General features: G+C 58.5%; 24 protein-coding genes. 8 read left to right on the forward strand and 16 right to left on the reverse strand.

Annotation, left to right across the window (positions count from 1 at the left end; translation table 11 throughout):
* Positions 1-45: 45 nt before the first annotated feature.
* The 3 genes from G477_RS0108130 to gnd form a co-directional block, all read right to left on the reverse strand.
* Positions 46-1,182 carry a Bug family tripartite tricarboxylate transporter substrate binding protein gene (locus G477_RS0108130; RefSeq protein WP_051287818.1) on the reverse strand — a complete coding sequence of 379 codons (1,137 nt, stop codon included), beginning with the start codon at positions 1,180-1,182 and terminating at the stop codon, positions 46-48.
* 64 nt (positions 1,183-1,246) lie between these two features.
* Positions 1,247-1,717: a tripartite tricarboxylate transporter TctB family protein gene (locus G477_RS20505; protein WP_051287820.1), complete on the reverse strand. Its 471-nt coding sequence runs from the start codon at positions 1,715-1,717 to the stop codon at positions 1,247-1,249.
* A 32-nt stretch (positions 1,718-1,749) separates the two neighbouring features.
* Positions 1,750-2,646: a phosphogluconate dehydrogenase (NAD(+)-dependent, decarboxylating) gene (gnd, locus tag G477_RS0108140; RefSeq protein WP_026697529.1), complete on the reverse strand. Its 897-nt coding sequence runs from the start codon at positions 2,644-2,646 to the stop codon at positions 1,750-1,752.
* Positions 2,647-2,963: 317 nt separating this feature from the next.
* Between gnd and G477_RS0108145 the strand changes: the two genes are divergently transcribed.
* The 4 genes from G477_RS0108145 (at position 2,964) to G477_RS0108160 (ending at position 7,742) form a co-directional block, all read left to right on the forward strand.
* Positions 2,964-3,821: a MurR/RpiR family transcriptional regulator gene (locus G477_RS0108145; protein ID WP_035211572.1), complete on the forward strand. Its 858-nt coding sequence runs from the start codon at positions 2,964-2,966 to the stop codon at positions 3,819-3,821.
* Positions 3,822-3,832: 11 nt separating this feature from the next.
* Positions 3,833-5,284, forward strand: a complete 1,452-nt coding sequence (locus G477_RS19085) for a gluconokinase (protein WP_051287823.1) — start codon at positions 3,833-3,835, stop codon at positions 5,282-5,284.
* Between the two features lie 373 nt (positions 5,285-5,657).
* A complete protein-coding gene (locus G477_RS0108155; protein ID WP_026697531.1) occupies positions 5,658-6,515 on the forward strand; it encodes a MurR/RpiR family transcriptional regulator in 858 nt (285 codons plus the stop codon).
* A 39-nt stretch (positions 6,516-6,554) separates the two neighbouring features.
* Positions 6,555-7,742: a pyridoxal phosphate-dependent aminotransferase gene (locus G477_RS0108160; RefSeq protein WP_026697532.1), complete on the forward strand. Its 1,188-nt coding sequence runs from the start codon at positions 6,555-6,557 to the stop codon at positions 7,740-7,742.
* A gap of 719 nt (positions 7,743-8,461) precedes the next feature.
* Here G477_RS0108160 and G477_RS20510 read toward each other — a convergent pair.
* The 5 genes from G477_RS20510 to G477_RS20515 form a co-directional block, all read right to left on the reverse strand.
* Complete coding sequence (locus tag G477_RS20510) at positions 8,462-9,538, reverse strand: ABC transporter permease (protein ID WP_051287825.1); 1,077 nt, start codon at positions 9,536-9,538, stop codon at positions 8,462-8,464.
* 1 nt (position 9,539) lies between these two features.
* Positions 9,540-10,781: an ABC transporter permease gene (locus G477_RS0108175; protein ID WP_026697534.1), complete on the reverse strand. Its 1,242-nt coding sequence runs from the start codon at positions 10,779-10,781 to the stop codon at positions 9,540-9,542.
* 12 nt (positions 10,782-10,793) lie between these two features.
* Positions 10,794-11,726, reverse strand: coding sequence for an ABC transporter ATP-binding protein (locus G477_RS0108180; protein WP_026697535.1), 933 nt, complete (start codon positions 11,724-11,726; stop codon positions 10,794-10,796).
* A gap of 241 nt (positions 11,727-11,967) precedes the next feature.
* The gene (locus G477_RS0108185; protein WP_026697536.1) at positions 11,968-12,600 is read right to left on the reverse strand and encodes a response regulator transcription factor; all 633 of its coding nucleotides are present in this window, start codon (positions 12,598-12,600) and stop codon (positions 11,968-11,970) included.
* Positions 12,597-13,715 carry a sensor histidine kinase gene (locus G477_RS20515; RefSeq protein ID WP_026697537.1) on the reverse strand — a complete coding sequence of 373 codons (1,119 nt, stop codon included), beginning with the start codon at positions 13,713-13,715 and terminating at the stop codon, positions 12,597-12,599. The genes G477_RS0108185 and G477_RS20515 overlap by 4 nt, the downstream gene beginning before the upstream one ends.
* A gap of 237 nt (positions 13,716-13,952) precedes the next feature.
* On the opposite strand from G477_RS20515, the gene rpsN reads away from it, so the two are divergent.
* Positions 13,953-14,222, forward strand: coding sequence for a 30S ribosomal protein S14 (gene rpsN / locus G477_RS0108195; protein WP_026697538.1), 270 nt, complete (start codon positions 13,953-13,955; stop codon positions 14,220-14,222).
* Between the two features lie 13 nt (positions 14,223-14,235).
* On the forward strand, positions 14,236-14,508 hold the full coding sequence (locus tag G477_RS0108200; RefSeq protein WP_026697539.1) for a hypothetical protein: 273 nt from the start codon (positions 14,236-14,238) through the stop codon (positions 14,506-14,508).
* Between the two features lie 1,111 nt (positions 14,509-15,619).
* Here the strand turns inward: G477_RS0108200 and G477_RS0108210 are convergent.
* Positions 15,620-16,225, reverse strand: coding sequence for a GntR family transcriptional regulator (locus tag G477_RS0108210; RefSeq protein WP_035211575.1), 606 nt, complete (start codon positions 16,223-16,225; stop codon positions 15,620-15,622).
* Between the two features lie 135 nt (positions 16,226-16,360).
* Here G477_RS0108210 and G477_RS0108215 point away from each other — a divergent pair, with 135 nt between their 5' ends.
* Positions 16,361-17,245: an NAD(P)-binding domain-containing protein gene (locus tag G477_RS0108215; protein ID WP_245575443.1), complete on the forward strand. Its 885-nt coding sequence runs from the start codon at positions 16,361-16,363 to the stop codon at positions 17,243-17,245.
* Entirely contained in the window at positions 17,242-18,663 is a 1,422-nt protein-coding gene (locus G477_RS0108220; protein WP_026697543.1) for a four-carbon acid sugar kinase family protein, read from the forward strand. Before G477_RS0108215 ends, G477_RS0108220 begins: the two co-directional genes overlap by 4 nt.
* On the opposite strand, the gene larC2 is transcribed toward G477_RS0108220, so the two are convergent.
* The 7 genes from larC2 to G477_RS0108260 form a co-directional block, all read right to left on the reverse strand.
* Positions 18,660-19,121, reverse strand: a complete 462-nt coding sequence (larC2, locus tag G477_RS0108225) for a nickel pincer cofactor biosynthesis protein LarC2 (protein WP_026697544.1) — start codon at positions 19,119-19,121, stop codon at positions 18,660-18,662. The genes G477_RS0108220 and larC2 overlap by 4 nt on opposite strands.
* Entirely contained in the window at positions 19,111-19,866 is a 756-nt protein-coding gene (gene larB, locus G477_RS0108230; protein WP_026697545.1) for a nickel pincer cofactor biosynthesis protein LarB, read from the reverse strand. The genes larC2 and larB overlap by 11 nt, the downstream gene beginning before the upstream one ends.
* Positions 19,867-20,649, reverse strand: a complete 783-nt coding sequence (gene larC, locus G477_RS0108235; RefSeq protein ID WP_026697546.1) for a nickel pincer cofactor biosynthesis protein LarC — start codon at positions 20,647-20,649, stop codon at positions 19,867-19,869.
* Between the two features lie 5 nt (positions 20,650-20,654).
* Positions 20,655-21,476, reverse strand: a complete 822-nt coding sequence (gene larE, locus G477_RS0108240; protein WP_026697547.1) for an ATP-dependent sacrificial sulfur transferase LarE — start codon at positions 21,474-21,476, stop codon at positions 20,655-20,657.
* Positions 21,477-22,056: 580 nt separating this feature from the next.
* A complete protein-coding gene (pdxA, locus tag G477_RS0108250) occupies positions 22,057-23,067 on the reverse strand; it encodes a 4-hydroxythreonine-4-phosphate dehydrogenase PdxA (protein ID WP_026697549.1) in 1,011 nt (336 codons plus the stop codon).
* On the reverse strand, positions 23,064-24,278 hold the full coding sequence (locus tag G477_RS0108255; protein WP_026697550.1) for an iron-containing alcohol dehydrogenase family protein: 1,215 nt from the start codon (positions 24,276-24,278) through the stop codon (positions 23,064-23,066). Before G477_RS0108255 ends, pdxA begins: the two co-directional genes overlap by 4 nt.
* A gap of 10 nt (positions 24,279-24,288) precedes the next feature.
* On the reverse strand, positions 24,289-25,725 hold the full coding sequence (locus G477_RS0108260; RefSeq protein WP_245575444.1) for an aldehyde dehydrogenase family protein: 1,437 nt from the start codon (positions 25,723-25,725) through the stop codon (positions 24,289-24,291).

Consider the following 25,725-nt stretch of genomic DNA (forward strand, 5'->3'; position numbering starts at 1 on the left):
GAGAGGGGGATACACTCTCTCCCGGTGAATCAAGGAGCGGCTTGCTTAGAAGTCGTCCTCGTTTTCATCAATGATCGGCTGCAGCGTTTCGTTCTGTTCATCCAGGTAGTCGTTCAGCTCTTCATAATCGAGGTACTCGTACGGAAGCTCCGCATCGCTGAAGGCCTGCTCCAGTTCTTCCGATTCACCTAGTTGATCCATAGCGTTGGAGAGCGCCTGAATGATTTCATCCGGTGTTTCCTCCGGCGCTACAACGACGCGGCGGACACCCATGTTCAAGTCCAGATCCTGCTCTTCAAAGGTTGGATAGTCATCGAACATATCCAGACGTTCCGCTGCTGCGTACCCGATCGGGGTTCCACCGGAATCGGTGATTTCCGGAGCTGCAGTGATGGACGAAGACGCCACATCGATATGATCACCAAGGAGGTCGTTGACGAGGTCGCCACCGCCGTCGTAGTTCACCGGTGATACGTCAATACCTGCTTCGTCTTCAAATGCCAGTACCTTCAACAGCCCGAGTGCGCCGGATTCCCCAATGGTCAGCTCTCCAGGGTTCTCCTCCGCGTACTCGATCACGTCTTCTGTCGTTTCCAGTCCACTCCCGGGAGACGTGAAGAGGGCGTGCGGCACGTCGTCAAAGGAAGCGATATATTCAAAGCTGTCGAACGTAAAGTCCGTGTCGGTCGTGTTTTCCAGAACGAAGTTATCCGGGTAACCGAAGACACCGAGCGTATAGCCGTCCGGCTCCGCGTTTGCCATCTCCGCAATGCCGATCTCCCCGCCGGCACCTTCTCGGTTGACGACGTTCACCTGCTCGCCGAGCTCATCCGACATGGCATCGGACAGAATACGGGAGACCGTGTCACCACCACCGCCGGCACTATACGGGACAATGATTTCAATCGGCTGTTCCGGATAGTCCGGGTCGGCTTCTGCCGTTTCGCCGTCGTCGTCATTCATGTCGTTGTTGTTGTCATCATTGTTCATGTCGTTGTCGTCGTCCATGTCGTTATTCATGTCGTTATTATTATCGTTGTTGTCCACATCGTTCACTTCGTTTGTGTTGCCGTTGTTATCCGCTGCGCCGTTGTTGTCGTTGACGGCGTCGTCATTGTTGTCACCACAAGCCGCCAGAAACCCTAGCAGCGCGACACTGGAAAGACCAATTACTTTTTTCATGATTCAGACACCCCTTTAATAAATTTGAAATCCATGCTTTCTCGTAAACGCTTACGTTTTCACCCTAAAACCATTCTCCTGACGGTGTAGGAAGACCAAGCAGTACCGAAAACACCAGGTACGTGACGAGCGTGACACTCCCGGACAGAATGACACCTGTCAGGGCATCCCGGCCGGATGGCAGAGCTTCCAGCATCCTGTAGCGCTGGTAGTAATAAAGAATATTAATAACGACAAACGCGGTAATGAAAAATCCGGCCAGATGCAGAAGTCCATAAGCAAACAGCATGATGGCTCCCGGAATCACCAGCTGGAAAATCACGATGTTCTTGGTGAGTCCAGGCTCTTCGTCCTCGATATTCTCTGTCCTCAGCTTCCTTGCGCCGTCGATTGTCATGAGAAGGCCAACCACCCCCATACTTCCTAAAATCAATCTTGGAAACAGCGCGGACTCCGGTGGAAGATCTGTCGTCATCGTCCAGGCGGCCGCCGCAAAGATGATACTGATGATCCCGATCACGATGGAACTGCGCATCTTCCCCACCTCCCTTCTTCAAGCAGTTCCGCTTACTTTTTCACGACGTCATGTCCGCCGAATTCATTTCGCAGTGCGGCTACGACTTTCCCTGTAAACGTATCGTCTTCCAAGGAACGATACCGCATCATCAGCGACAGGGAGATGACCGGTGCCGGCACCTGCAGATTCAGTGCGGTTTCCACCGTCCACTTGCCTTCTCCGGATGAATTCATCACGCCGCGGATGTTCTCAAGCCGCTCGTCTTTGCGGAAGGCTTCCTGCGTCAGCTCCATCAGCCAGGATCGGATGACCGAACCGTGGTTCCACACCTTGGCTACGCTTTCATAATTGTAGTCAAAAGGACTTTTTTCCAGAATGTCGAACCCTTCTGCGATCGACTGCATCATGCCGTACTCAATGCCATTGTGGATCATTTTCAAAAAGTGACCGCTGCCGGGAGGTCCTGCGTGAAGATAGCCATCGTCAATCGTGACATCTTCGAGCACCTGCTCCAGCTGGGCAATGGCTGGTTCTTCGCCGCCGACCATCATGCAGGCACCGTTTCTGGCACCATCGACGCCGCCGGACGTGCCGACATCGACGAAATAAATCCCTTTCTTCTTCAATTCGATGCCGTGATTCATGGATACCTCATAGTTGGAGTTGCCTCCATCGACGAGAATATCGCCTTCTTCCATGAGCGCTGACGCTTCCTGAATCACCTGGTCGGTAATGTCACCAGCCGGCACCATCAGCCAGACGACTCTCGGTGTCGGCAGGGAGGCGATGACCTCTTTCATGGAAGCGGCGGATGTACCACCTGCGTCTTCCAGCGCGCTCTTGTTCTCAGCTGCTGTATCCGTTCCTGTCACTGTGTGATCATGATCCAGCAGATTTAACGCCAGGGGATACCCCATCTTGCCGAGACCGATCAAACCAATATGCACATGCACCCCTCCGTTCGTGAAATTTATTTTCTTGTTATGTTTCATTATAGGATAAAAAATTTCTTTTTCAAGGGGAAATAATAAAAAAATATTTTTTTATTTTCGTGTTTCCCTTATAATGGGTGTCAGACTAGAAGATCCACCCCCCTTTTGGGCGGAAGCACGGGCGCCGTCCTGCAGGCTGTCAGATGGAAGAACAGGTGCTTCGTTTTTCCCCGCTGCGGGCGGACCACCTGCAGGAAACACCCGCCCTGCATCAACGTCGTATGTTCTCTTGATATGTTCTGAAAGAAATGACGGAAGAGGAGATGGGCCTTATGAGCATAGTGGAATCCACGCACTGCAAGCACCGCATCCGCGGTATTTATAATAATCTGAGAGACAAAGAACGCCGCATTGCCGACTACATTCTCGAGTACCCGGAGGAGATCGTCCATTCGACGATCAGCCAGGTGGCCGAGCAGCTGGAAGTCGCCGAGGCTACCGTCTTCCGCTTCTGTAAACGAATCGGTTTTAAAGGCTACCAGGCGATGAAAATTGCCCTCGCATCCGAGCTGGTGACCGGGGTCGAAAACATTCATGAATCGATCAAAGAAGGCGACAATGCAAAAACCATCGCGGAAAAAGTATTTCAGACAAATGCCCGCACGCTCGAGGAGACAGTGTCCGTTCTGGACGAGGGCGCCCTGGAGAAAGCCGTGCACATGCTGCTTCATTCCAGAAAGGTGGAATTCTACGGCAACGGCGGTTCCGGCATGATCGCTTCCGATGCGCACCATAAGTTCCTCCGTACAGGTATTCCGACGATGGCCTATGCCGATTCCCACATGCAGGTGATGTCTGCCTCCCAGCTGACCCCGGCGGATACCGTCGTGCTCATCTCCCACTCCGGTACGAACCAGGACATCCTCCAGGCTGCCGATGTCGCCGCCGAACAGGGCGCGGGGTTGATTGCGCTGACGAACCTGGCAAAATCTCCGCTCTCTGAACGCGCCGACGTGACGCTGTACACCGTGTCAGCCGAAACCGATTACCGATCGGAAGCCCTGGCCAGCCGCCTCGCCCAGCTCAGCCTGATCGACACGCTGTATGTCAACGTGAGCGTGGCCCGGCAGGAAGAGATGGAGCAGTCCTTGAATAAAATGAGAAACGCCATTTCGCTGAAACGGATGTAGGAGGGATCATCGTGGTACAAGAATTCGTCATGGGAATTGATATCGGAACCACCAGTGCCAAGGCCGTCGTCTTCACGCGGGAAGGCGCACAGGCAGCAGAGGCCGAAGTCGGATATGACCTGCTCCACCCAAAACCCGGCTTTGCGGAACAGGATCCCTACGCCATCGAAACCGCTGCGCTGGAAGCCATCAGACAGGCTCAGCCGCAGGAAGGGGCCGTCACCGCAGCAGGCTTTTCCACCGCGATGCACACGCTGCTGCTGCTCGATAAACACGACGAACCGCTCACGAACGTGATCACGTGGGCAGACACCCGGAGCAGCGACGCTGCCGCAGCCTGGCATGCAGACGGGAAAGCGGCTTCCATGTATCAGGCGTCCGGAACGCCCGTGCATCCGATGTCCCCGATCAGCAAGCTGCAATGGTTCCGGGAACAGGAGCCGGCGCTTCTGGCACGGACGTCGTCGGTCGTATCCATCAAAGAATTTCTCCTCCGCCGCTGGTTCGGGGAATCGGTGATCGATTATGCCACGGCAGCAGCCTCCGGACTGTTTTCGGTGACGAACTGGGCATGGGATCCGGAGCTGCTCGACTCTCTCAGTCTCACGGACACGCAGTTCGGCGTGCCCGTCAAACCGACGTACCTGCTCCCTCCAATGAAGGAAGCCTGCCTCGCACGCTGCGGGCTTCCGCCGGAGACGGTGTTTGCCATCGGCTCCAGCGACGGCGCGCTCGCCAATATTGGCATCGGCGCCCTGCTGCCGGGCGAAACCGCGCTCACCATCGGAACGAGCGGAGCCGTCCGGCAGTTCAGCAGCTCCCCCAGCCTCTCCCCGGCGCAGCAGACGTTCAGCTATGCGTTCGATGATGGCATGTGGCTCGTCGGCGGACCGACGAACAACGGCGGCATTGCCCTCCAGTGGCTGAGCCGGCTGATGGGAAAGACCGTGGAAGAGACGATCGCCCTCGTTGAAGACCGGCCGCCCGCCGAAGACGATCCGCTCTTCCTCCCCTACCTGCAGGGAGAACGAGCACCTGTGTGGGACCCGAATGCTAGAGGTGCCTTCACCGGCCTGTCCATTGAACACGGGCAGCAGGAGATGGTGCGCGCCGTCATGGAAGGCGTTCTTTTCAGTGTGTACGACGTCTTTTTGTCCGTCGAAGCGCAGACGCAGCAGAGCCACTCCATCCGGGCGGGCGGCGGCTTCGCCCGATCCCCGCTCTGGCTGCAGATGACAGCCGATGTGTTCGGCCGGACCGTGGAACTGCCGCTCAGCCATCAGAGCTCTGCCTGGGGAGCCGCCTGGTGCGTGCGGCTCGCACGCGGAGAAGTCGACAGCTACAGCAGCATCCGGGATTCGATCCCAATGCAGCCGGCGGCCGAGCCGGATCCGGAACGGCATGCCCGGTTTCAGGAACGCTTCCGCCGCTACCGTCAGCTCTACCCCGCCCTTCATTCGTGATGGCCTGTGCCATTTTCTCGAAGCGCCGCGGAACGGACGGTTCTCAAGGAAAGCGGGCGTTCTTCGTTCTTCCCGAGCAGCCGATGCCCAGCAGCCCGAGGCCGTCTCACACTCTTTGTGAGACGGCCTTTTTCCGATCGACATCCCTGCAAACGGCGTACTGCGCAGGTTCTTGGAGGGAAGCATGGGAGCTTCCTGCTTCCCGGGTAGCCGACAAACCCGCCGCCCCTCTGTATAAAAACGTATACATTCCTATCATCGAAAATACGTTCTGTAAGCAGGAGATCACCCTCCTTGTGTATAATCAAGACAGTACAGACCTTTCGCGCTAAGCGCCTGTAGGGCGTGTCATCTTCAAAAGGGGGAGATCAGCATGAAAAAAGAAGAAACATCGCACTGCCTGAGCCGGATCCGGGGCATGTATCAGTCCCTGCGCAGCAAAGAAAAAGCCGTAGCGGATTACGTCCTCGCCCATCCGGAAGAAATTGTCCATTCCACGATTACCCAGACCGCCGAACGGATCGGCGTCTCCGAAGCGAGCGTCTTCCGATTCTGCCAGTCGATCGGCTTTAAAGGCTACCAGGCGCTCAAGATTGCGCTTGCCTCCGAGCTTGTCACTGGAACCGAAAACATCCACGAAGCCATCAACGCCGACGATGCACCGAAAGTCATGGCAGAAAAAGTGTTCCAGTCCAACATCCGCACCCTGGAAGAAACCATCAGCCTGCTCGACGAAGAGGCCTTTGAAGCTGCCGCCGGAATGCTCCTGCGGGCGCGCCGGATTGAATTTTACGGCAACGGCGGATCTGGCGCCGTCGCTCTGGACGCCCACCATAAATTTCTCCGCTCCGGCATGCCGAGCACCGTCTACACCGACTCCCACCTGCAGGTGATGTCTGCCTCCCAGCTGCAGCCGGACGATGTCGTGGTCCTGGTCTCGCACTCTGGTACAAACAAAGACATTCTCGAAGCAGCTGACATAGCAAAAGAAAACGGGGCCGGCATCATCGCGATCACGAACTTCGCCAAATCCCCCCTCTCCGAAAAAGCAGACGTCGTCCTGCGCACGATCTCCATGGAGACGGATTACCGATCGGAAGCCCTCGCCAGCCGCATCGCCCAGCTCAGCCTGATCGACGCCCTCTACATCCACCTCAGCGTCGTCCGTCAGGAACAGATGGAGCAGTCCCTCGACAAAATGCGGCGCGCGATTTCATTGAAACGAATGTAGACCCGAGATGTGGCTGACCATTCTGAAAGGAGCATCCCAATGACCGGTTATTTCCCACCTTCCCGGCAGCTCGAACGGCTGCCGCAGCAATTCTTTGCCAAACTCGTGAAGCAGACCCAGGCGAAAGCCGCCACCGGCGCGGACATCATCAACCTCGGTCAGGGCAATCCCGACCTGCCCACCCCGCCCGCCGTCGTCGAACGCCTTCAGGAAGCTGCCGAGCACCCGAAGTTCCACAAATATTCCCCGTTCCAGGGGTATCCGTTCCTCAAACAGGCCGCCGCCCGTTTCTATGAACGCGAATACGGCGTGACCCTCGACCCGGAGACCGAGATCGCGATTCTCCCCGGCGCCAAAACCGGCCTCGTCGAGCTGAGCCAGTGCCTGCTCAACCCCGGCGACACCGCCCTGCTTCCAGACCCCGGGTACCCGGACTACCTCTCCGGTACCGCCATCGCCGGCGCGGAGGCGGTCCGCATGCCACTGCTTCGGGGAAATGGGTTTCTGCCTGATCTCGGGATGCTCGGCTCTGATCTTCTCTCCCGTGCCAAGCTGATGTTCCTCAATTATCCGAATAATCCTACGGGCGCTGGCGCGGACGAGGCTTTTTTTCAGGACACGGTGCGCACCGCGGCCGCGAACAACATCTGCGTCTGCCACGATTTCGCCTACGGCGCCATCGGGTTCGACGAAAAGAAGCCGCCGAGCTTTCTGCAGACGCCGGGAGCGAAAGATGTCGGCATTGAAGTCTACACGCTGTCGAAGACGTTCAACATGGCCGGCTGGCGCGTCGCGTTTGCGGCCGGCAATGCCTCCGTCATCTCCCACTTGAACCTGATTCAGGACCACTATTTCGTCAGCCTCTTCGGCGCCGTTCAATCCGCCGCAGCAACAGCGCTGGACGATGGAGCCGATGACGTAGAAGCACTGCGGCAGACGTATCAGTCCCGGCGAAAAGCGTTGATGGACGCGCTTGCCGGGATCGGCTGGGAAGCAGACGCTCCGGACGGATCGTTTTTTGCGTGGCTCCCCGTGCCGGACGGCTGGTCGTCCGAAGCCTTCGCCGAAGAACTGCTGGAAAGCGCCCACGTCGTCACCGCCCCCGGCGCCGGCTTCGGCGAGTACGGCGAAGGCTACGTCCGAGCGGCGCTGCTCACGAGCGAAGACCGCCTGCGCGAAGCCGTCGAGCGCATCGGCCGCCTCGGCTTGTTCAAAGAAAACGAATAGACCATCCCCCGCCGGCTCTGCGACCGGCGGGGGATTTTCTATGCTGAAAGATAAGATCGCCAATCCACCATTTACCTCTTTTCCGCGGCTGCCCCGGCAGCCGAAAGGACGGGAAGGGCTTGGGTAACTGGAGGTCTCAAGGTTTCTGGAGGTGACGTCGCCGGTGCGGTCGGCCAAAGCGCCGCTGCGTGGCGCCGAGTGACCGAACGCGGCTCCTGAGTGTCCGCTGCGTCCTTCCGAGTGACCGCCCAGTGCCGCTGTGACCGCTTTTCCTCCTCGAGCGACTGCCCGCTATCGCCTAGCGACCGCCCACCGCCGCGTTGCGACCGAGCCGGCGCCGCGAGTGACCGCTCTGCGCCCGATGCCCAACCAGAGCGGACCATGATACCCTCGTTTCCGCGGCTGCCCCGGCAGCCGTAAACCAAAAGGGCTTGGGTCATTGGAGGTCTTAAGGTTTCTGAAGGGGACGTCGCCGGTCTTCGCCGAAGCGCCGCTGCGTGGCGCCGAGTGACCGAGCGCGGCTCCTGAGTGTCCGCTGCGTACTCCCGAGTGACCGCCCAGCGCCGCTGTGACCGCTTTTCCTTCTCGAGCGACTGCCCGCTGTCGCCTTGCGACCGCCCACCGTCGCGCAGCGACCGAGCCGACGCCGCGAACGTCCGAGCCACGACAAAAACAGCCGCCTCCGGCACAGGCCGTGAGACGACTGGTTGATGATTGGGTTATCGCCGCTCCATCAAGTTGAAGCCGATCCCGGCAAAGAGGACGCTCATGAGCAGCAGAATGGAAGCCGAGAGCAGCATGGCATCCATGGACGCACCGCCGTACGTACTGCCGATCAGCAGGTCCATGCCGTGCTTGAGCGGCGTGAATTCTCCGATCCGCTGCAGCAAGGCTGATGGGACGATTTCAATCGGCCAGAAAGCCCCGCCGAGCATCGCCATCGTCACCCCGGTCAGCGGTATGACGGCATCGAGCATTTTGTAGGACTTCACCATCCCGCTTAGCAGAACACCGAGCGAAACGATCGCAAGCACGTATGGCAGAACCGCGAGAAGCGTCAGCCAGAACCCTCCGTGAAAATCCACTTGAAAAGCGAAACGGAATAAAAACAGGATGACGTACATCTGCAGCAAGCCGAATAGAAAAGCAAACAGCACATGACCGAGGTACAGCTTCACCTTTGTCACCGGGGAAAGAATGACGCGGTCCCATGTGCCATCATGACGTTGGGCGACAATGGTGGAAATGCTGAACGCAATCGAATAAATCGTAAAAAAGAGCATGAACCCGAACAGCGGATGAAGCGCCTGATCATAAGCAAAGCCTTCCTCTGTCTGTTCCACCTCGTATCCGAATCCATATTCCGACACACGATCGCGCCACGCCGATACATCGAGCGTCTCTGCGACGGCCGCTTCCATGCTCCGCTCCCGGTAATAGGACTGCAGCTCCGTCATCAGCAGCGCTGTTTCCGGTGCTTCGTACACCTGCAGCACAGCTGCTCCAGACTCGTCGAGCATCAGCCCGTACGGTGGACTGCTGCGACGGATACGTTCTTCCATGTCCGTCACACTGGACGGCACCAAGTCAATATTTTCTCCCGCCTGTGCCGACAACTCCTCGGCGGTGTCCGCAAGTGCTTCTTCTTCTAGTGTGTCGGACGAGGCAGGAACAGTGAGCTGCCCGCCCCCTGCACCCAGCACGGCAGCAAACAAAATGGTGAGCACCATACTTCCAAAAAAGGCGAGCGGACGTCTGCGGATGGTACATACATACTGATAAAGAACCGCACTCATGCTAGAGTCCCTCCTTTCTTGGAAATACGAGCAGTGCCGCACCGGCACAGAGCAGACAGAAGACCGAGATCGACAGCAGCATCGGATAGATCAATCCGGCTCCAGCTCCTCCCATCACCGCCAGCAGACTTTGCATAGCTGCCCCGTTCGGAAGAAGACGACCGATCGCAGCTACCGTTTCCGACAGCTGGCTGACATTGAAGAAGCTGCCTCCGAGAAAAGCGAGCATCGTGATACCGGCACTGGCAAACAGAGCACTCGCCTGTTCATTGCGGAGACGATAGTTCACAGCCGTCAGCAGCATCGCCAGCGAGCCGACAGTCAGCGCAAGTCCAGCTGCAATCACCGCCGTCAGACCGGCATGCTGAAAAGAAACACCGAAGACAAGCGAAGAAAAACTGAAAATCACCGCGAGTTGGACGAGCGCCAGAAGGACGCCGGCACCCCCTTTCCCGGCAAGGTACATCCACATCGGCACATTCGAGGTGAGCAGCCGGTGAAAGACGTAGCTCCGCCGCTCGGTATGGGCGGTACTCGCCAGAAACGTCGCGGTATACAGGACAAACATCACGGCCATGCCGGCTGTATAATAGTCAAAAGACGTGATAGCGGAGCGGTTATCGAGCTGCTGGATCTCCACCTCGGTCTGCACAGGCTCGGGTACCGCTTCCTCTTCCAGAGAAGCGAGATAGGCGGCTTCCTTCTGCCAATTCAGCTCGTTGAAAAAAGCATCCGTGATGCCCTCGATGATACCGAACTGACCGGAAGCTTCCACTGCGACAGGATCAGGCAGCTCTTCCTGCAGCAACATTTGACGCCACGTCTGCTCCCGGTAGGTCTCATCAAAATACCAGACCCCGTCATATGCTTCAGTCGACGCCCCGGCTTCGTCAAGCACTTCCACAGATAGCACTCCCTCTGCTTCAAGGGATGCCAGCATCTCGGCGAACATCTCTGGAACGGAGACCTGCTCCGCTTCCTCGAGCAGTGCTTCCTGCGCTTCCGGCGGCATTCCCTCCGAGGCCAGATGCTCCTGCAGCTGAAGAAGGGATTCGTCCAGTGTTCCTTCCATCACAACAGCTGTTTCCAGGTTTCCGGCTCCCGCAGCTCCCGGTGACATCATCCCCTGCAGTGCGCTTCCGAGGATGGTGATGAGAATGATCGGCATGAGCAGCAGCGTCAGCAGTTCGCTCCGCTCCCGCAGCAGCTGTTTGATTTCTTTTGCAAGCATCGTCCAGAACATCGCTTTCCCCCCTTACTCCCGCAGTGTCCGGCCTGTGAGATGCAAAAAGACATCCTCCAAGCTCGGCGACCGGACTTCTACAGACTGGATATCAACACCGGCGTCTCGCGTCCATTGAATCACCGCCTCGAGCACAGGTGCGTCCTTTTTCGCCGCAATGACGGCTTCATTTCCGGAAGTGTATACACGTGTGATGTCTTCGCGTTTCTCGAGTACCTCCGCGATATCTCCGGCGCTTCGGCTCAAGGTGACGACGATACTGTCTTCTTCCATGAGCATCGCCTTCAGTTCCCGCTTCGTTCCCGCCGCGATAATTTCGCCGTGGTCCATGATATACACCCTGTCACACAAATATTCGACCTCTTCCATGTAGTGACTGGTGTAAATGATGGTCATGTTCTTCGTCCGGTTCAGCTCCCGTACCGTTTCGAGAATATAGCTCCGCGACTGAGGATCGATGCCGACCGTCGGTTCATCCATGATCAACAGCTCCGGCTCATGCAGCAGCGCTACGGCGATGTTCAGCCGCCGCTTCATCCCACCGGAATACGTCTTGACGAGCTCCCCAGCACGATCCGTGAGACCGACGATGTCCAACACGTAACGGACCCGTTCTTGGAGCAGTTTTCCTTTCAGCTTGTAGGCTCGTCCGAAAAAACGGAGATTCTCTTTTGCAGTCAGGTCCTGGAACAGCGCAATTTCCTGCGGGACGACGCCGATCATCCGCCGGATATGCGTCCGGTCTTTTTTGACCGAGTATCCCCCTGCATAAATCTCTCCTTCCGTCGGCGCAACAAGACTCGATATCATGGAGATCGTCGTCGACTTACCGGCGCCGTTCGGTCCGAGCAGTCCGACAATCTCACCTTTTTCAATAAACACATTCACCCGGCTCACCGCGGTCCGTTCCTTGAATGTCTTTGTTACATCCATCACTTCCAGCATCCGCTCCGCCTCCTTTCTTATGTACATCAAGTGTATCGTATCTTTCAGAGCAGTGGACGTAGCTGCAGTAACGAATTCCGGTCCCTTACCCATGACCTGCGTCACCTATGCAGGCAGCATCCGTGACAGACCGGGGCGCAGCGGACACCGTGTCGAAGGACGGAAGACACTCGGCTGGACGCCGCCGAAGCAGGCGTCTATCCTCGAACAAGGACCAACAAAAAATCCCGTGCAGCATGTGCTACACGAGATGATGCCGGATCGCAAAAATCGCCAGCTGCGTCCGGTCCCGGAGATCCAGTTTGTCGAGAATGACCGATATGTGGTTTTTGACAGTGCCGATCGACAAGAACAGTTCGGACGCAATCTCTTGATTGGTCCGACCTTCTCCGACGAGGGCCGCAATGTCTTTTTCCCGTTTCGTCAACGGGACGTCTGCCGGCTCATGCCGCTCCCGCTTCATCAGGTCAGGAATGATTCTGCCCGCGGTGCCCTCATCAATAGTGATGCCGCCTTCGAGCGCTTTTTTCATCGCTGTGATCAGGCGGGCCGCGTCAGCATCCTTCAGCATGAACCCTTTGGCGCCGCTCTCCAGCGCTTCTATCGCGTAGGCATTGTCATCAAATGTCGTCAGCATGAGCACAGGCAGATCCGGCTGCATCTCCACCAACCTGCGGCATGCTTCCAGCCCTGTCATCCCCGGCATGCGGATATCCAGGACAGCAACATCTATCGGGATACGTCCGGCTTGTTCGACTGCCTCGGCTCCCGTGCCTGCTTCTGCTGCTACGGAGAATTCCCCTGTCTCTTCGATCATCATCCGGAGGCCTTGACGCACCATCCGCTGGTCCTCTGCAAGCAGTACCTTTTTCAATTGATTTCACTCCTTTCCAGCGGGAAAACCCCTTCCATCGTGAAACGATCTCCGTGATGCTCCCATGTACACGCCCCTCCGAGTGCATCGAAGCGCTCCTGCAGCCCTGTCAGACCGCTTCCGACGGGCCCCATCATCTCCTGTGAGGTTCGGTTTTCCATCTTCAACACGGCCTGCCTTCCTCCACGGATCTGGACATGCAGCATCACCTCGCGTGTTCTTCCATACTTCATCGCGTTCGTCATTCCTTCCTGCACGAAACGGTAGATGGCGGTATGCTGATCGTTCGTAAAGGCAGCCGATAAAAATCCGTCCTCCGCCTTCCACTGGATCACCATCTGAGATTCCCGCTCCAGCTTGCGAAGCAGATGAATAACGGCATGCACTCCGGCCGGAATCTCTTTCTGCCTCATCTGCCGGACGGCATCCCGCGTCTGCTCCAACGCTTCGCCGGCGGTCTGTTCGATCATTTCCGCGTGCTGCTGCGCCTCGCCTTCTACTGAACGCCGGAGGACCCCTGCCTGCATGAGCAGCGCTGTCAGCTGGTGTCCGACCGAGTCATGGATGTCCCTCGCGATTCGGAGACGCTCCTCTTCCCGGACTTCCTGTTCCTGTATGTCGATACTGCGGCGCAGGCGTCTGTTTTCCCATTCGGTTTCCACTACCTGCTCTGCTGCTGCATTCGTACTGATTCTCTCCCGCATGTACAGCCATACCGCCCCGGCAAAAGCGGCGTACATACTTGTCAGCACGAGCTGCCATTCCCATGCGAGAGTCCCGTGGACATATACAGGAACGAGCACGACGGCCGCACCGGCTGCAGCTGTCACCCCCGGCCGCTGCATATCAAGCAGGGCCGATGTGATGAGCGGCAGTCCCATCAGTAGAGGAAGCGCGCCGTCCGACATCATCGTCCCGTACAGAACCGCCCACACAAGCTGCGCTGCAACAAGAGGGATCGTGCGCTGCCGCCAAAGCATCAGGGACGCATACAGTCCATAAAAGACACTGCCCCCGACGAAGAAGAGCGGCTGATCAAACGGAACTTCCGTTGATACTGCAATTACTGCTGATACCACCAGCAGCAGACTCCCCTGCATGAAAAAAAGCCGCACGACAGCACCCCCTTCTATTCTTTATTATAGCCGAGGAGACAGCTGAGCAGGAACCCATTTCTTCCCGGAAATCACGTGGAAGACAGCCACGATGATGACACGACGCTTTACAAATCGTAACGATTACGATATATTAACTTATGTAAATCGTTATTATTACGATTTGTTCGATGGACAGAGAGCTCCCCCTTTCTCTGTCCACCTTTACGAATCATTCCAGCATAAGGAGATGAGCACATGGCGAAAAAGTCCAAAGTCGCAAAAGAGAAAAAACGCCAGGACATGGTCGCACGATACGCAGAACTGCGGAAAGAACTGAAGGAAAAAGGGGATTACGAAGCCCTTAGAAAGCTGCCTCGGGACTCTTCCCCGACCAGGCTCAACAGCCGCTGTGAGGTGACCGGCCGCCCTCGCGGTTACATGAGAAAGTTCCGCATGTCCCGGATCGCCTTCCGCGACTACGCGCACAAAGGCCAGATTCCCGGCGTCAAAAAAGCAAGCTGGTAAGGAGGTGCTGCTCATGCCACACTCCTACACCGACCTACAGCCGTTTTTGTTGAAACATCCGGTTCCCGAGCGGACGTACACGTTCTGGATCGGGGGGACGTACCACCGGATCGACAGCGATTTTCTCCTGCAGGAACTGCTCGACTCTCCACCCGACGATCAGCTGGAGTTCCTCGAGCTGCTGCAGCCCTACGCTGGAGATCCGGCCTCCCTGCATGAATGTCTGTTTCAACTGGCGGTTCTCTATGTCCAGGCCAACGGTCGCACTGCCACCGACCGCGAATAAAACGCCGTGCCCGGAACGCCGCGGACCGTTTGCCCGGTGGCTGACGGTCCGCTTTTTCGTGCTGCCTATCCGCTTCCGTCCGGCGGCGGTCTGCGTTTCAGCGCTGAACGTCCGTTACGGGCTCCACGAGCACCCCAGAACCGAAAGGTGATCTGAACGAAGCCGCGCCCCTTTTCACCCAAACGTATACCTTGCTACAAACAAAAGCGCGGCTTACCTTTTGGTCGGAACAGCTTGCGCCGCAGGTTGTTGAAGAGAAAAAGGGGGCCTTCGTTCTTCCCGAGAAGTGCGCAATTTCGACTTCTTCCAGGACATCTGATGCTTTTTTACGAAGTTTCCGCGGCTGCCCCGGCAGCCGTAAACCAGAAGGGCTTGGGTCATTGACGGTCTTAAGGTTTCCGATGACGTCGCCGGTGCGGTCGGCCAAAGCGCCGCTGCGTGGCGCGGAGTGACCGAGCGCGGCTCCTGAACGTCCGCTGCGTCCGCCTAAGTGACCGCCCAGCACCGCTGTGACCGCTTTTCCTCCTCGAGCGACTGCCCGCTCCCGCCTTGCGACTGCTCCCGGTCGCGCAGCGTCCGAGCCGGCGCCGCGAGTGACCGCTCCGCACCAGATCCACGCACACATCAAAAACCTCCAACCCCCAATCCACCTTTTTTCCGCGGCTGCCCCGGCAGCCGTAAACCAGAAGGGCTTGGGTCATTGACGGTCTTAAGGTTTCCGATGACGTCGCCGGTGCGGTCGGCCAAAGCGCCGCTGCGTGGCGCCGAGTGACCGAGCGCGGCTCCTGAACGTCCGCTGCGTCCGCCTAAGTGACCGCCCAGCACCGTTGTGACCGCTTTTCCTCCTCGAGCGACTGCCCGCTCCCGTCTAGCGACTGCCCACCGCCGCGCAGCGTCCGAGCCGGCACCGCGAGTGACCGATCCGCACCCAAACCACGACCACACAAAGCTACATCCCCCAATCGTTCAACGAAGATGGACATGCCGCAGCCCTTCGTACACTTCCCCTGAGCACTTTTTGCATGATTTTTTTCCTGCACCGCAAAAGAAGCTGCCGGAAATTCCGGCAGCTTCTCAGCTGTAAGAAGAAGGTAATGGCAGGTGGCTCTGCTTATTTCCGCATGCGCAGGGCGAACTGCAGGTCGTTATCGAGATGGTCTTTCATCCGGGTGTCGGCGAGCTCCCTGTCCCCTGCGTCGATGGCATCACAGATGGCGTGATGCTCCTCGAGGAGACCGGGCCGCTGTTCGTAGACGACCGTCTGCCGGAACAAGTATACGATGGCTTCCATCCTGGAGACCGCCTCGATCAGCACCTCGTTGCCGCTCGCGGTGACCAGCTTTTCGTGGAACTGCTTGTTCCAGTACATCCGCTCTTCCAGCTGCCCGTTCTCGGCGTGCGTCACGCATGCCCGCAGCTCCTCCTTTTCCGGGATCGTCATGTAGGCTGCAGCTCTGGCCGCAGCATGCCCTTCCAGCAGCCGGCGCACGTCGAACGTGTCGATGAACTCTTTTTCCGTCGGGGCCAGCACCCGCTTGTTCTTCAGCAGTCCTTCTTCGCCGAGGCGTTTCAATGCCTCCCGCACCGGGGTGCGGCTCATCTGCAGCTCTTCGGCCATCTGCACTTCGGTCAGGCGCTCACCGGAAGGATACACGCCGTCGTAGATCGCATCGCGGATCCGTTCATACGCCTGATCCGCCGCAAACTGTTTCTTCATCTGCATCCCCCCTGTTGTTTTTTTCTATTGTATCTTGTTGCACAGTGAAACACAAATAATGTATACATTTTTATTTATTATGTGTACAATAACCTTATATACGAGAACGCTTTCAACAATCTAGGAGGAATGAACATGAACATAGGCATGGTTGGAACAGGCATCATGGGAAAACCGATTGCGCTTCACCTGCTGAAGGCAGGTCATCAGGTCACCGTCTTCGATTTGAATCAAGAGACGGTCCAGTACCTCGAGAACGCCGGGGCGCACGCAGCAGCCTCGCCCGCGGAAACGGCCGTCGAGGCGGACCTCGTGCTGACGATGCTGCCGGACTCGCATCACGTGCAGGACGTCCTGACCGCCGATCATGGCATCCTGTCAGCCCTGCAGGCCGGCACAATCATCGCCGACCTCAGCTCGATTCTGCCGGAAGTCTCGAAGTCCCTCGCTGCCGCCGTGCACGACCGCGGCGGGCGGTGGCTCGATGCGCCGGTCAGCGGAGGCGAGCCGAAAGCGATCGACGGCACGCTCTCGCTCATGATCGGCGGCGACGAGGACGCCTTCCATCAAGTGCAGCCTGTATTTGACACGTTCGCCGCGTCCTCTGTCTACCTCGGACCGGCGGGCGCCGGAACGACGACGAAGCTCGCCAACCAGATCATCGTCAACGGTACGATGGCCGCCGTCGGCGAAGCGGTCCACTTCGCGGAACAGTCCGGACTGGACGTGGAACAAATGTTTACCGCGATCCGCGGCGGCCTCGCCGGCAGTACTGTGCTGGAAGCGAAACTGCCGATGATGGCAGCCAAAAACTATGAACCGGGCGGCAGAATCGACATCAACGCCAAAGATCTCACCAACGTCAAAAAAGCCGCCGACCAGCTCGGCCTCGACCTGCCTGTCTCGGATCAGGTGCTCTCCATGTTCCAGGCGTTGATGGATCATGGACGTGCCGGCAGCGATCACGCGGCGCTGCACGCCTACTACACCCTGCAGGAGAAAGGAGAGGAGCGTCCATGAAAACCTTGACGACACAGGAACTTCACCAGCTCCTCCCTCCGTTCACCGGCGAGGATCCAGCTCCCAGGTGGACAGAGACCGCTGCGGCGCTCGGCCGGAAAATCGTCGTCCTCGACGACGACCCAACCGGCGTGCAGACCGTCCATGGCATCTCTGTTTTCACTGACTGGGATGAAGCCTCGCTCCGCGAAGGCATGACGGAAGAAGCGCGCATGTTTTTCGTGCTGACCAATTCGCGCTCCTTCGCCTCTGCAGAAACGAAGGACGTCCACACGACGATCGCCAAGCGGCTGCAGCAGCTCAGCCGCGAGCTCGACCAGCCGTTTCTTCTCATCAGCCGCAGCGATTCGACGATGCGCGGGCATTATCCACTGGAAACGGAGACCCTGCGGCAGACACTGGAAGCAGAGGGGCATCCGCCTTTCGACGGGGAAGTGCTGCTGCCATTCTTCGCCCAGGGCGGCCGCTGGACGGTCGACGATGTTCACTACGCGCAGGACGGTGACCGTTTTGTGCCCGTCGGGGAGACGGAATTCGCCAACGATCCGACGTTCGCCTTCACTTCCAGCCGCCTGCCGGACTATATCGAAGAAAAGACCGGCGGTGCGGTCCGTGCCGGAGAGGTCCTCTCCATTCCGCTTGACGTCCTGCGGAGCGGAGCGGTCAACGACGCCGCATCCAGGCTGATGCAGGCATCCGATTTTCAAAAAATCGTCGTGAATGCGGTCGAGGAGCGGGATGTGCAGGTGTTCTGCCTCGCGCTGGCAGAGGCGCTGGCGGCCGGGAAGACGTTCTTGTTCCGGTCGGGGGCGAGTTTGACGAAGGTGCTGGCGGACGTGCCGTCGCAGGAACCGCTGTCACGGCGGGAGCTCCGGCATGAGGACAGCCGCCGCGGCGGGCTGGTCGTGGTCGGATCGCATGTGCAGAAGACGACGGATCAGCTGCAGGAGCTGTTGACGCTCGACGTGGAGCCGGTCGAGTTGGACTGTCATCTCGTGGTTGACGAGGAGGCTTTTGCGGACGAAAAAAACCGCGTGCGCGCAGCAGCGGTCGAGGCGGTGGAAAGCGGCAAGACGGCCGTCGTGTACACGCGCCGGGAGTTGATTGATTTCACGGGAGTCGACCGTGAGGAAAAGCTTCGTATTTCCACGAACATTGCCGATGCGCTCACCGGTCTCGTGCAGGATTTCCCCTGCCGTCCGGCATTTATTCTCGCCAAAGGCGGCATCACCTCGAGCGATATCGGGAGCCGCGGCCTGCGCGTACGCCGGGCGACGGTGATCGGCCAGGCGGCACCGGGGGTTCCGGTCTGGCTGACCGATGCGTCGAGCAAATTCCCGCATACGGCCTACATCGTCTTCCCCGGCAACGTCGGAACGAAGGACACGGTGCGGGACGTGGTGGCTCCGCTCCTTTAACGGTCGGCGAGGCGGCGCCACACTTCCTGATACACCTGCTTCAGCGGGGCACCGGCCCGTTCGGCTGCGGCCATGCAGGCCTCGTACTCCGGTGCTTCCTGGACGATTTGTCCTTCGAGCCATCCCTGCTTGACGGGGATGGCTCCATACATCGTCTGGACTTCCCGGTACGACCGTTCGGCCCGGTAGACGCTGAGCGGGAACCACCGGAAGCCGAGCGTGGTCGTTTCATTCATGAGGATCGTCCGGACGTCGTACAGAAGTGTCTCCCGGCAGAGCACCTCCAGCTTGTAGCCCGGGCGGTTCTTTTTCATGAAAATCGGCGTATACCAGACGTCAGCGGCTCCGGTTTCGAGCAGCTTGTCGAGCACGTGGCCGAGCCATTCGCCGGAAATATCGTCCAGGTTAACAGCAATCTGGATCATGTCGGTATCGATGTGTTCGTGGTCACTTGGCATGGTGTTCCTCCCTTATGGCCCGGTAGATCACGGCAGCGCTGTAGGCACCACCGAAGCCGTTGTCGATGTTGACGACGCTGACGCCGGACGCACAGGAATTGAGCATCGACAGAAGCGGCGCGAGGCCGTTGAAGTGGGCTCCGTATCCGACGCTCGTCGGCACAGCGATGACCGGATGATCCACCAGGCCTCCGACGACACTCGTCAGCGCCCCTTCCATGCCGGCAACCGTCACCGTCACATCCGCCCCGCGGATCTCTTCCACGTGATCGAGCAGCCGGTGCAGTCCGGCGACACCGACGTCATAAATGCGCCGGACCGGCACGCCGAAAGCATCCAGCGTTTGAGCTGCTTCTTCTGCCACGGGCAGATCGGACGTGCCCGCGCAGACGACGGCGACATAGCCTTCTTTCTGTGCGAAAGGCCGCTGCTGGTATGCCGCGAGACGGGAAACCGGATCATACGTCAGAAACGGCCGAGCTGCGGTGAGCTCGGCTGCTTTGTCGTCGTCGAGACGCGTGATCAGCACGTTTTCTTCATGAGCGACCAGGCTGTCCACGATCCCCTTCAGCTGTTCGGTCGTTTTATTTTCGCCGAAAATTACTTCGGGAAAACCCTGCCTGCCGCGCCGCGCGTGATCGATTTTCGCATAGCCTTTTTCTTCATAGCCCTTCAGCTGAACCTCTGCTTCCGCCGGATCCAGGCTGCCCTCCTGGACCCGACGGAGAATGTCCTGCATGTCCATTCAGGAAGACAGGTGGTGCGGCCGGCCGAGCAGCACCCGCAGCACATTCGGTTGATTCGGGAAGGTTTTCGTCCCTGCGCCGTACCCGATCGTGTCGATCGTCATGGAAGGGAGCGGGCAGAACTCCTCCACGAGCACCGCTGCAATAGCGGCTCCGGTCGGCGTCGTCAATTCGGACTGGACGCTGGAGGAAGCGAGCGGGATCCCCTTTAGTATTTCAGTCGTTGCGGGGGCCGGCACCGGATACAGTCCGTGGTCGATCCATACTTTGCCGCCTCCGACTGGAATCGGCGATGCATAAATCGCCTCCGGCTTCAGCTCCTGCACGGCGATGGCCGTCCCGACGATGTCGATAATGGAATCGACGGCGCCGACTTCATGGAAGTGAACCTGATCGAGCGGCATGTTGTGGATTTTCCCTTCCGCTTCCCCTATCCGCAGGAACATCTCGAGAGCCGTTGCTTTCACCGCTTCGTCCAGGGAGCTCTCTTCGATCATCTGCTTAATATCCCGGTATGTACGATGATGATGGCTGTGGCTGTGCAGCGGTTCATGCGTATGGCTATGTTCCCCGGACGCATCGGCGAGCTTCACCCGGAAGGAAACCGCGGTGATGCCGTTTTTCACCACGGTTTCCTGCGACAGCGCGTACTCCCCTTCGTCGAAGGGAAGTTTGTTTAGTTCTTCTTCGATCCGGGCGAGCGGCACGCCGGCATCGATGAGGGCACCGAGCGTCATATCGCCGCTGATGCCGGAGAGGCAGTCAAGATATAGTATAGACATGGCGGTTACTCCTTTACTGTCTGTTTCTCCAGCGACGCGTTCATGCTGCCGCTGCGGTAGCCTTTCAAGTCGAGCGTAATGTAGGTGAATCCGAGTTCCTTCAAGCGGGCGTGGACCGCTTCGTGGATCTCCAGTACGTGCGGCATTTCCGCCGGGAGGACTTCGATGCGTGCCGTCTCTTCCTGCATGCGTACACGGACCTGCGTGATGCCGTGATCTTTCAGGAAATCCTCTGCTCGTTCGACCATTTTCAGCTTCTCGATCGTAATGGTCTCTTCATAGCTGATGCGCGAAGCGAGGCATGCGTAGGACGGTTTATCCCAGTTCGGGAGCCCTGCTTCCCGTGCCAGGCTGCGGATCTCGCTTTTATACATATCTGCTTCCTGCAGCGGCCCGCGTACGCCGTGTTCTTTGGCGGCGATGACGCCGGGGCGGTGTTCCCCCATGTCATCGGCGATGAGGCCGAATACGATATTGGAGAAAGCCTGCTGCTCCAGCAGCGGCTTCAAGTTTTCAAATAAGTTATCCCGGCACAGGTAGCACCGATCTGCGGTATTTTCTTTATAGCCCGGAATGGCGAGTTCGGAGACCGAGATTTCCTGAAAAGGCACATCCAGCTCGGCTGCCAGCGTACGGCATTCTTCCATTTCTTTATCTGGAAAGGTTTCGGAATCGGCGGTGACGGCGAGCACATGCTCCCGGCCGAGTGTTTCACGGGCTGCATAAAGCAGGTAGGTGCTGTCGATCCCGCCGGAGAAGGCGACGACGACATCCCCCATCTCGCGGAGGAGCTCCTGCAGATGCGCTTCTTTTCTGTCGATACTCATGTTATCACTCCTTGATGTAACTATATCACGCGCCTGCCTGCAGCCAAAGTATTCCATCACGCTGCATCATCCGGCGGCAGGGGATACGCTTCGTGCTTCTCCGGACATCCAGTGCCTGCGCCGACGTGCGGCAGCAGAACCTTTCTGCTGCCGTCGAAAAAGCGGGTCGGTTCGCTGCATGTTCGCGACACTTCACAGCGAGTAGCGGGCGGCCTGAACGTGCAGGCGGGCGGCCCGTGATTTTTTTGAGCCACGCTCTTCTTTTCGAGCCGGTCCGCGTCTCGTTTGCGCCTGATTTCTTCCTGAACCAGACACTTCCCTCCGTTTTTGCGCCACCTTGATTCTGCCAGGACCTCTTATGCTTTCGAATGAAGAACAACAGCGCAAATCGCCAGTTGTTCGGAACGGCGTGCGGCGTCGCTGCATGCTCTTCGAGGGAAGAAAAGGTTTTTCTTTCTTCCCGTGCAGCCGGCTGCGCCGTCCTCCTAAATGGAAACTTATACATTCCTATCATGTGACAAAAAGGGGTGCCCCGCGCTGCCGGCGTTGGGCACCCCACGGCTGCTCCAGCCGTTTCCTGCTATTCCGGGCGGGTCTCTGCCCGATGCGTCGGCGCCATCTCGACACCCTGCCGGATCGCTTCGATCATGCTCGCTTCATCAGCAATCCCGGTCCCGGCGATGTCAAAGGCGGTACCGTGATCCACGCTGGTGCGCAGGATCGGCAGTCCGACGGTGATGTTCACACCGGATTCCAGGCCGAGTACTTTGATCGGTCCGTGGCCCTGGTCGTGATACATCGCGACGACGATGTCGAAATCGCCGCGTACGGCACGGAAAAACAGCGTGTCCGCTGGAAGGGCATCCGTCACATCGATGCCTTCTTCACGCGCCCGAACGATGGCCGGATCGACTTTTTCTGCTTCTTCGCCATAGCCGAACAGCCCGTTTTCTCCGGCGTGCGGGTTGATGCCGCAGACGGCAATCCGAGGGGCGTCGTTTCCGGCCCGGCGCAGTACTTCGTGCGCCATGCGGATAACGTTGTAGACACGCTCCGGTTCGATTTTGTTCACGGCATCAATCAATCCGATGTGCGTCGTCACGTGGATGACTTTCAGCTTCGGCGACGAGAGCAGCATCGCGTAATCCTTCGTGCCGGTCAGCTCCGCGAGGACTTCCGTGTGCCCGGGATACATGTGACCGCCTTTCTGCATCGCCTCTTTATTGAGCGGAGCGGTGCAGATGACGTCGATGTCCTTGTTCTCCGCGAGCGTGACGGCTTTCTCGATATACCGGTATGCGGCGTCTCCAGCTGCGGCAGAGACTTCGCCGAGCGGCAGGTCTGCCGGGAGCAGCTGCAGATCGATGCATGAAATGACGCTCGTGTCTTCGACAATATCAGCCGGCGACTCTACTGCCTGTACCGTCAGCGGCGCGTCGAGCAGACGGACGGCCCGCTCAAGAATGGCTTTATCGCCGACAACGACGTGCCGGGCCATGTCGTGCACGTCCGGATGTTGAAGGGATTTGACGATGATTTCCGGGCCTACGCCTGCTGCGTCGCCCATGGTGATACATACGGTCGGTTTCATGCATATTCCCTCCCTCGATAAGCTCGTTCCAATAGTGCAGTGAAGCTTTTCACGTCCGGCTTGCGCGGGTTGTTGCGCACCAGACGCGCGACGTTCAGTGCCTGCTCGGCCACGTCCGGCAGCGCCGCTTCGTCCAGACCGATCTCTTCGAGTGTGACTGGAAGCCCGATATCCTCGAGCAGTTCAAAGAGGCGTTCGACGAACAGCAGCGCTGCTTCGTCGTCATCGATGAGCGCACTCTGCGGATTTACGGCACGTTCGGCTTCCGCGATTTTGCCTTTCGCTGCCGGACGATTGAAATCGACAACGTACGGCAGCAGCAGCCCTGTCAGTTCCCCGTGCGGCGACGATGTGCGTCCGCCGATCGGATAGGCGAGTGCATGCGCAGCGGCCGTGCCGGCGTTCGAGAACGCCTGACCTGCCAAGAGACTGCCGAGCATCATCTCTTTTCGTGCTTCCAGGTTGGATCCCTGATGCACGGCCAGCGCCAGGTTCGGCACGATATGCTTGATCGCCTGCAAGGCGAGCGCATCGCTGATCGGGTTCGCCCCCTGGAAGAGAAGCTTCCCTTCCGCTTCGATATAGCTGCTTTCTTTCGCCGTCAACGCTTCAACCGCATGCGACAGGGCGTCAATGCCGGAGCAGGCCGTGACGTACGCCGGCAGCTTGAGCGTCAGCTCCGGATCGAGCAGAGCCGCTTTCGGACGAAGTTCATTCGCAGAGATGCCCGTTTTGATCTGCTTCTTTTTATCTGTCAGCACGGTGACCGACGTCACTTCCGAGCCGGTGCCAGCTGTCGTTGGAATGGCAATCAGCGGCGCAACCGGTCCCGGTACTTGATGCTCCCCGTAATAATCTTCCGGCGCCCCGCCGTGTTCCAGCAGCAGCGCGACGACTTTCGCCAGGTCGATACTGCTGCCGCCGCCGAGACCGATAATGAGGTCCGGATGCATCTCGCTCTTCGCTGCCTCGAGGCATTCGACCGCACTCTCCACCGGCGGTTCCGGAAGGGCTTTGTCATAGACGAAGACCTTAAACTCCGCCATCACGGCTTCGACTTTTTCCAGAATGCCGGCATTCACGATCCCCTGATCGGTGACGATGACAATATTCTCCGCGTCGAACTTGCGGCACAGATCCGGCAGCTCCTGCACGGCTCCGGCGCCGAAGCGGATCTCCTCGGTACTATTCACTGACCATGATGTTCTCATGCTGACCCTCCTACTGTATATTCATGACGATGACCTTCTCATTCGTCATTTCTTCCATCGCATATTTCGGTCCTTCTTTGCCGATGCCGCTGTCCTTGATACCGCCGTACGGCATCATGTCGGCCCGGAACGTGGACACATCGTTTAAAATCACGCCGCCGTACGCCAGCGCGCGTGCCGAGCGGAAAGCAAGGTCCATGTCGCTGATAAAAAGCCCAGCCTGCAGGCCGTAGCGGGAATCGTTCGCCTTCTCGACAGCTTCCTCGATGCTGCTGAACGTCTGCAGCACGATGACGGGCGCAAAGACCTCCTCACAGGAAAGCTTCATGTCATTCTCCACCCGGCCGACGACCGTCGGCTGCAGCAGTGCGCCTTCCCTCGTGCCGCCGGCGATGATCTCCGCCCCGGCAGCCACGGCTTCCTGGATCCAGCTTTCGGCACGGGCGGCGCTCGCTTCGTCAATCATCGGACCGACGCTCGTCTTCGGATCCATCGGGTCACCGGCTTTCAGGTTTTCTGCCGCGGCTTTTGCATGGGCTGCGAAAGTGTCGTAGATCTCTTCATGGACGTACACCCGCTGGACGGAAATACAGGCCTGCCCATTGTGCATGACCCCTTTGCCGACACAGGCTTCCGCTACTTGCTGCAGCCCTTTCGCATCTTTGTAGACGATGTTCGGCGCGTTGCTGCCGAGTTCGAGCGTCACCTTGCGGATCCCGCTGTCCGCCTTGATGCGGCGGCCGACATCGGGACTGCCGGTGAACGTGAACATGTCGATCCCGTCGTGCGCGAGCATGGCGCTGCCGACTTCATGGCCGTAGCCGTTGACGACGTTCAGCATGCCGTCCGGCAGCCCTGCTTCTTCGAGTACTTCCGCCATCAGCATGGCTGTCACCGGCGTTTTTTCCGCTGGTTTCAGGACGACCGCATTCCCTGACGCAATCGCAGGACCGAGCTTATGCGCGGTCAAATTGAACGGGAAGTTGAACGGCGTGATCGCCCCGATGACACCGACCGGCTCCCGGACGGTAAACGCAAGACGATTCTCCTGTCCGCTTTTCGCGTTGATCGGAATCGTGTGTCCGGTGAGCTGACCGGCTTCATCGGCCGAGACAAGCAGCGTGTCGATGCCGCGCTGCACTTCGAGCGCAGCGTCGCGGTACACTTTGCCGACCTCCGCCGTAATCACGCGGGCGATCTCGTCCTTTCTTTCCAGAAAGAGCTCTGCGGCCCGCCGCAGGATGCGCGCACGGTCTTCGGCACTCCAAGAGGTTTCTTTGAACGCCTGCCTCGCAGAAACGACAGCGGCATCCACGTCGCTCTCCGTGCCGCGTCCGACCCGGGCAAACACCGTCTGGTCAAACTTATGCATCACATCAATCGTTTCTTCCGATTCTCTTTTTTCTCCATGGATCACATGCGGGTAATGGGTCATCACGTCTGTCAC

This window comes from Alkalicoccus chagannorensis DSM 18086 (assembly GCF_000429725.1).
Lineage (GTDB): Bacteria > Bacillota > Bacilli > Bacillales > Salisediminibacteriaceae > Alkalicoccus > Alkalicoccus chagannorensis.

Coding starts and splice junctions, on each gene's coding strand:
- G477_RS0108130 (WP_051287818.1), bottom strand. CDS start 1,182: ATGAAAAAAGTAATTGGTCTTTCCAGTGTCGCGCTGCTAGGGTTTCTG.
- G477_RS20505 (WP_051287820.1), bottom strand. CDS start 1,717: ATGCGCAGTTCCATCGTGATCGGGATCATCAGTATCATCTTTGCGGCG.
- G477_RS0108145 (WP_035211572.1), top strand. CDS start 2,964: ATGAGCATAGTGGAATCCACGCACTGCAAGCACCGCATCCGCGGTATT.
- G477_RS0108155 (WP_026697531.1), top strand. CDS start 5,658: ATGAAAAAAGAAGAAACATCGCACTGCCTGAGCCGGATCCGGGGCATG.
- G477_RS0108160 (WP_026697532.1), top strand. CDS start 6,555: ATGACCGGTTATTTCCCACCTTCCCGGCAGCTCGAACGGCTGCCGCAG.
- G477_RS20510 (WP_051287825.1), bottom strand. CDS start 9,538: ATGAGTGCGGTTCTTTATCAGTATGTATGTACCATCCGCAGACGTCCG.
- G477_RS0108175 (WP_026697534.1), bottom strand. CDS start 10,781: ATGTTCTGGACGATGCTTGCAAAAGAAATCAAACAGCTGCTGCGGGAG.
- G477_RS0108180 (WP_026697535.1), bottom strand. CDS start 11,726: ATGCTGGAAGTGATGGATGTAACAAAGACATTCAAGGAACGGACCGCG.
- rpsN (WP_026697538.1), top strand. CDS start 13,953: ATGGCGAAAAAGTCCAAAGTCGCAAAAGAGAAAAAACGCCAGGACATG.
- G477_RS0108200 (WP_026697539.1), top strand. CDS start 14,236: ATGCCACACTCCTACACCGACCTACAGCCGTTTTTGTTGAAACATCCG.
- G477_RS0108210 (WP_035211575.1), bottom strand. CDS start 16,225: ATGAAGAAACAGTTTGCGGCGGATCAGGCGTATGAACGGATCCGCGAT.
- G477_RS0108215 (WP_245575443.1), top strand. CDS start 16,361: ATGAACATAGGCATGGTTGGAACAGGCATCATGGGAAAACCGATTGCG.
- G477_RS0108220 (WP_026697543.1), top strand. CDS start 17,242: ATGAAAACCTTGACGACACAGGAACTTCACCAGCTCCTCCCTCCGTTC.
- larC2 (WP_026697544.1), bottom strand. CDS start 19,121: ATGCCAAGTGACCACGAACACATCGATACCGACATGATCCAGATTGCT.
- larB (WP_026697545.1), bottom strand. CDS start 19,866: ATGGACATGCAGGACATTCTCCGTCGGGTCCAGGAGGGCAGCCTGGAT.
- larC (WP_026697546.1), bottom strand. CDS start 20,649: ATGTCTATACTATATCTTGACTGCCTCTCCGGCATCAGCGGCGATATG.
- larE (WP_026697547.1), bottom strand. CDS start 21,476: ATGAGTATCGACAGAAAAGAAGCGCATCTGCAGGAGCTCCTCCGCGAG.
- pdxA (WP_026697549.1), bottom strand. CDS start 23,067: ATGAAACCGACCGTATGTATCACCATGGGCGACGCAGCAGGCGTAGGC.
- G477_RS0108255 (WP_026697550.1), bottom strand. CDS start 24,278: ATGAGAACATCATGGTCAGTGAATAGTACCGAGGAGATCCGCTTCGGC.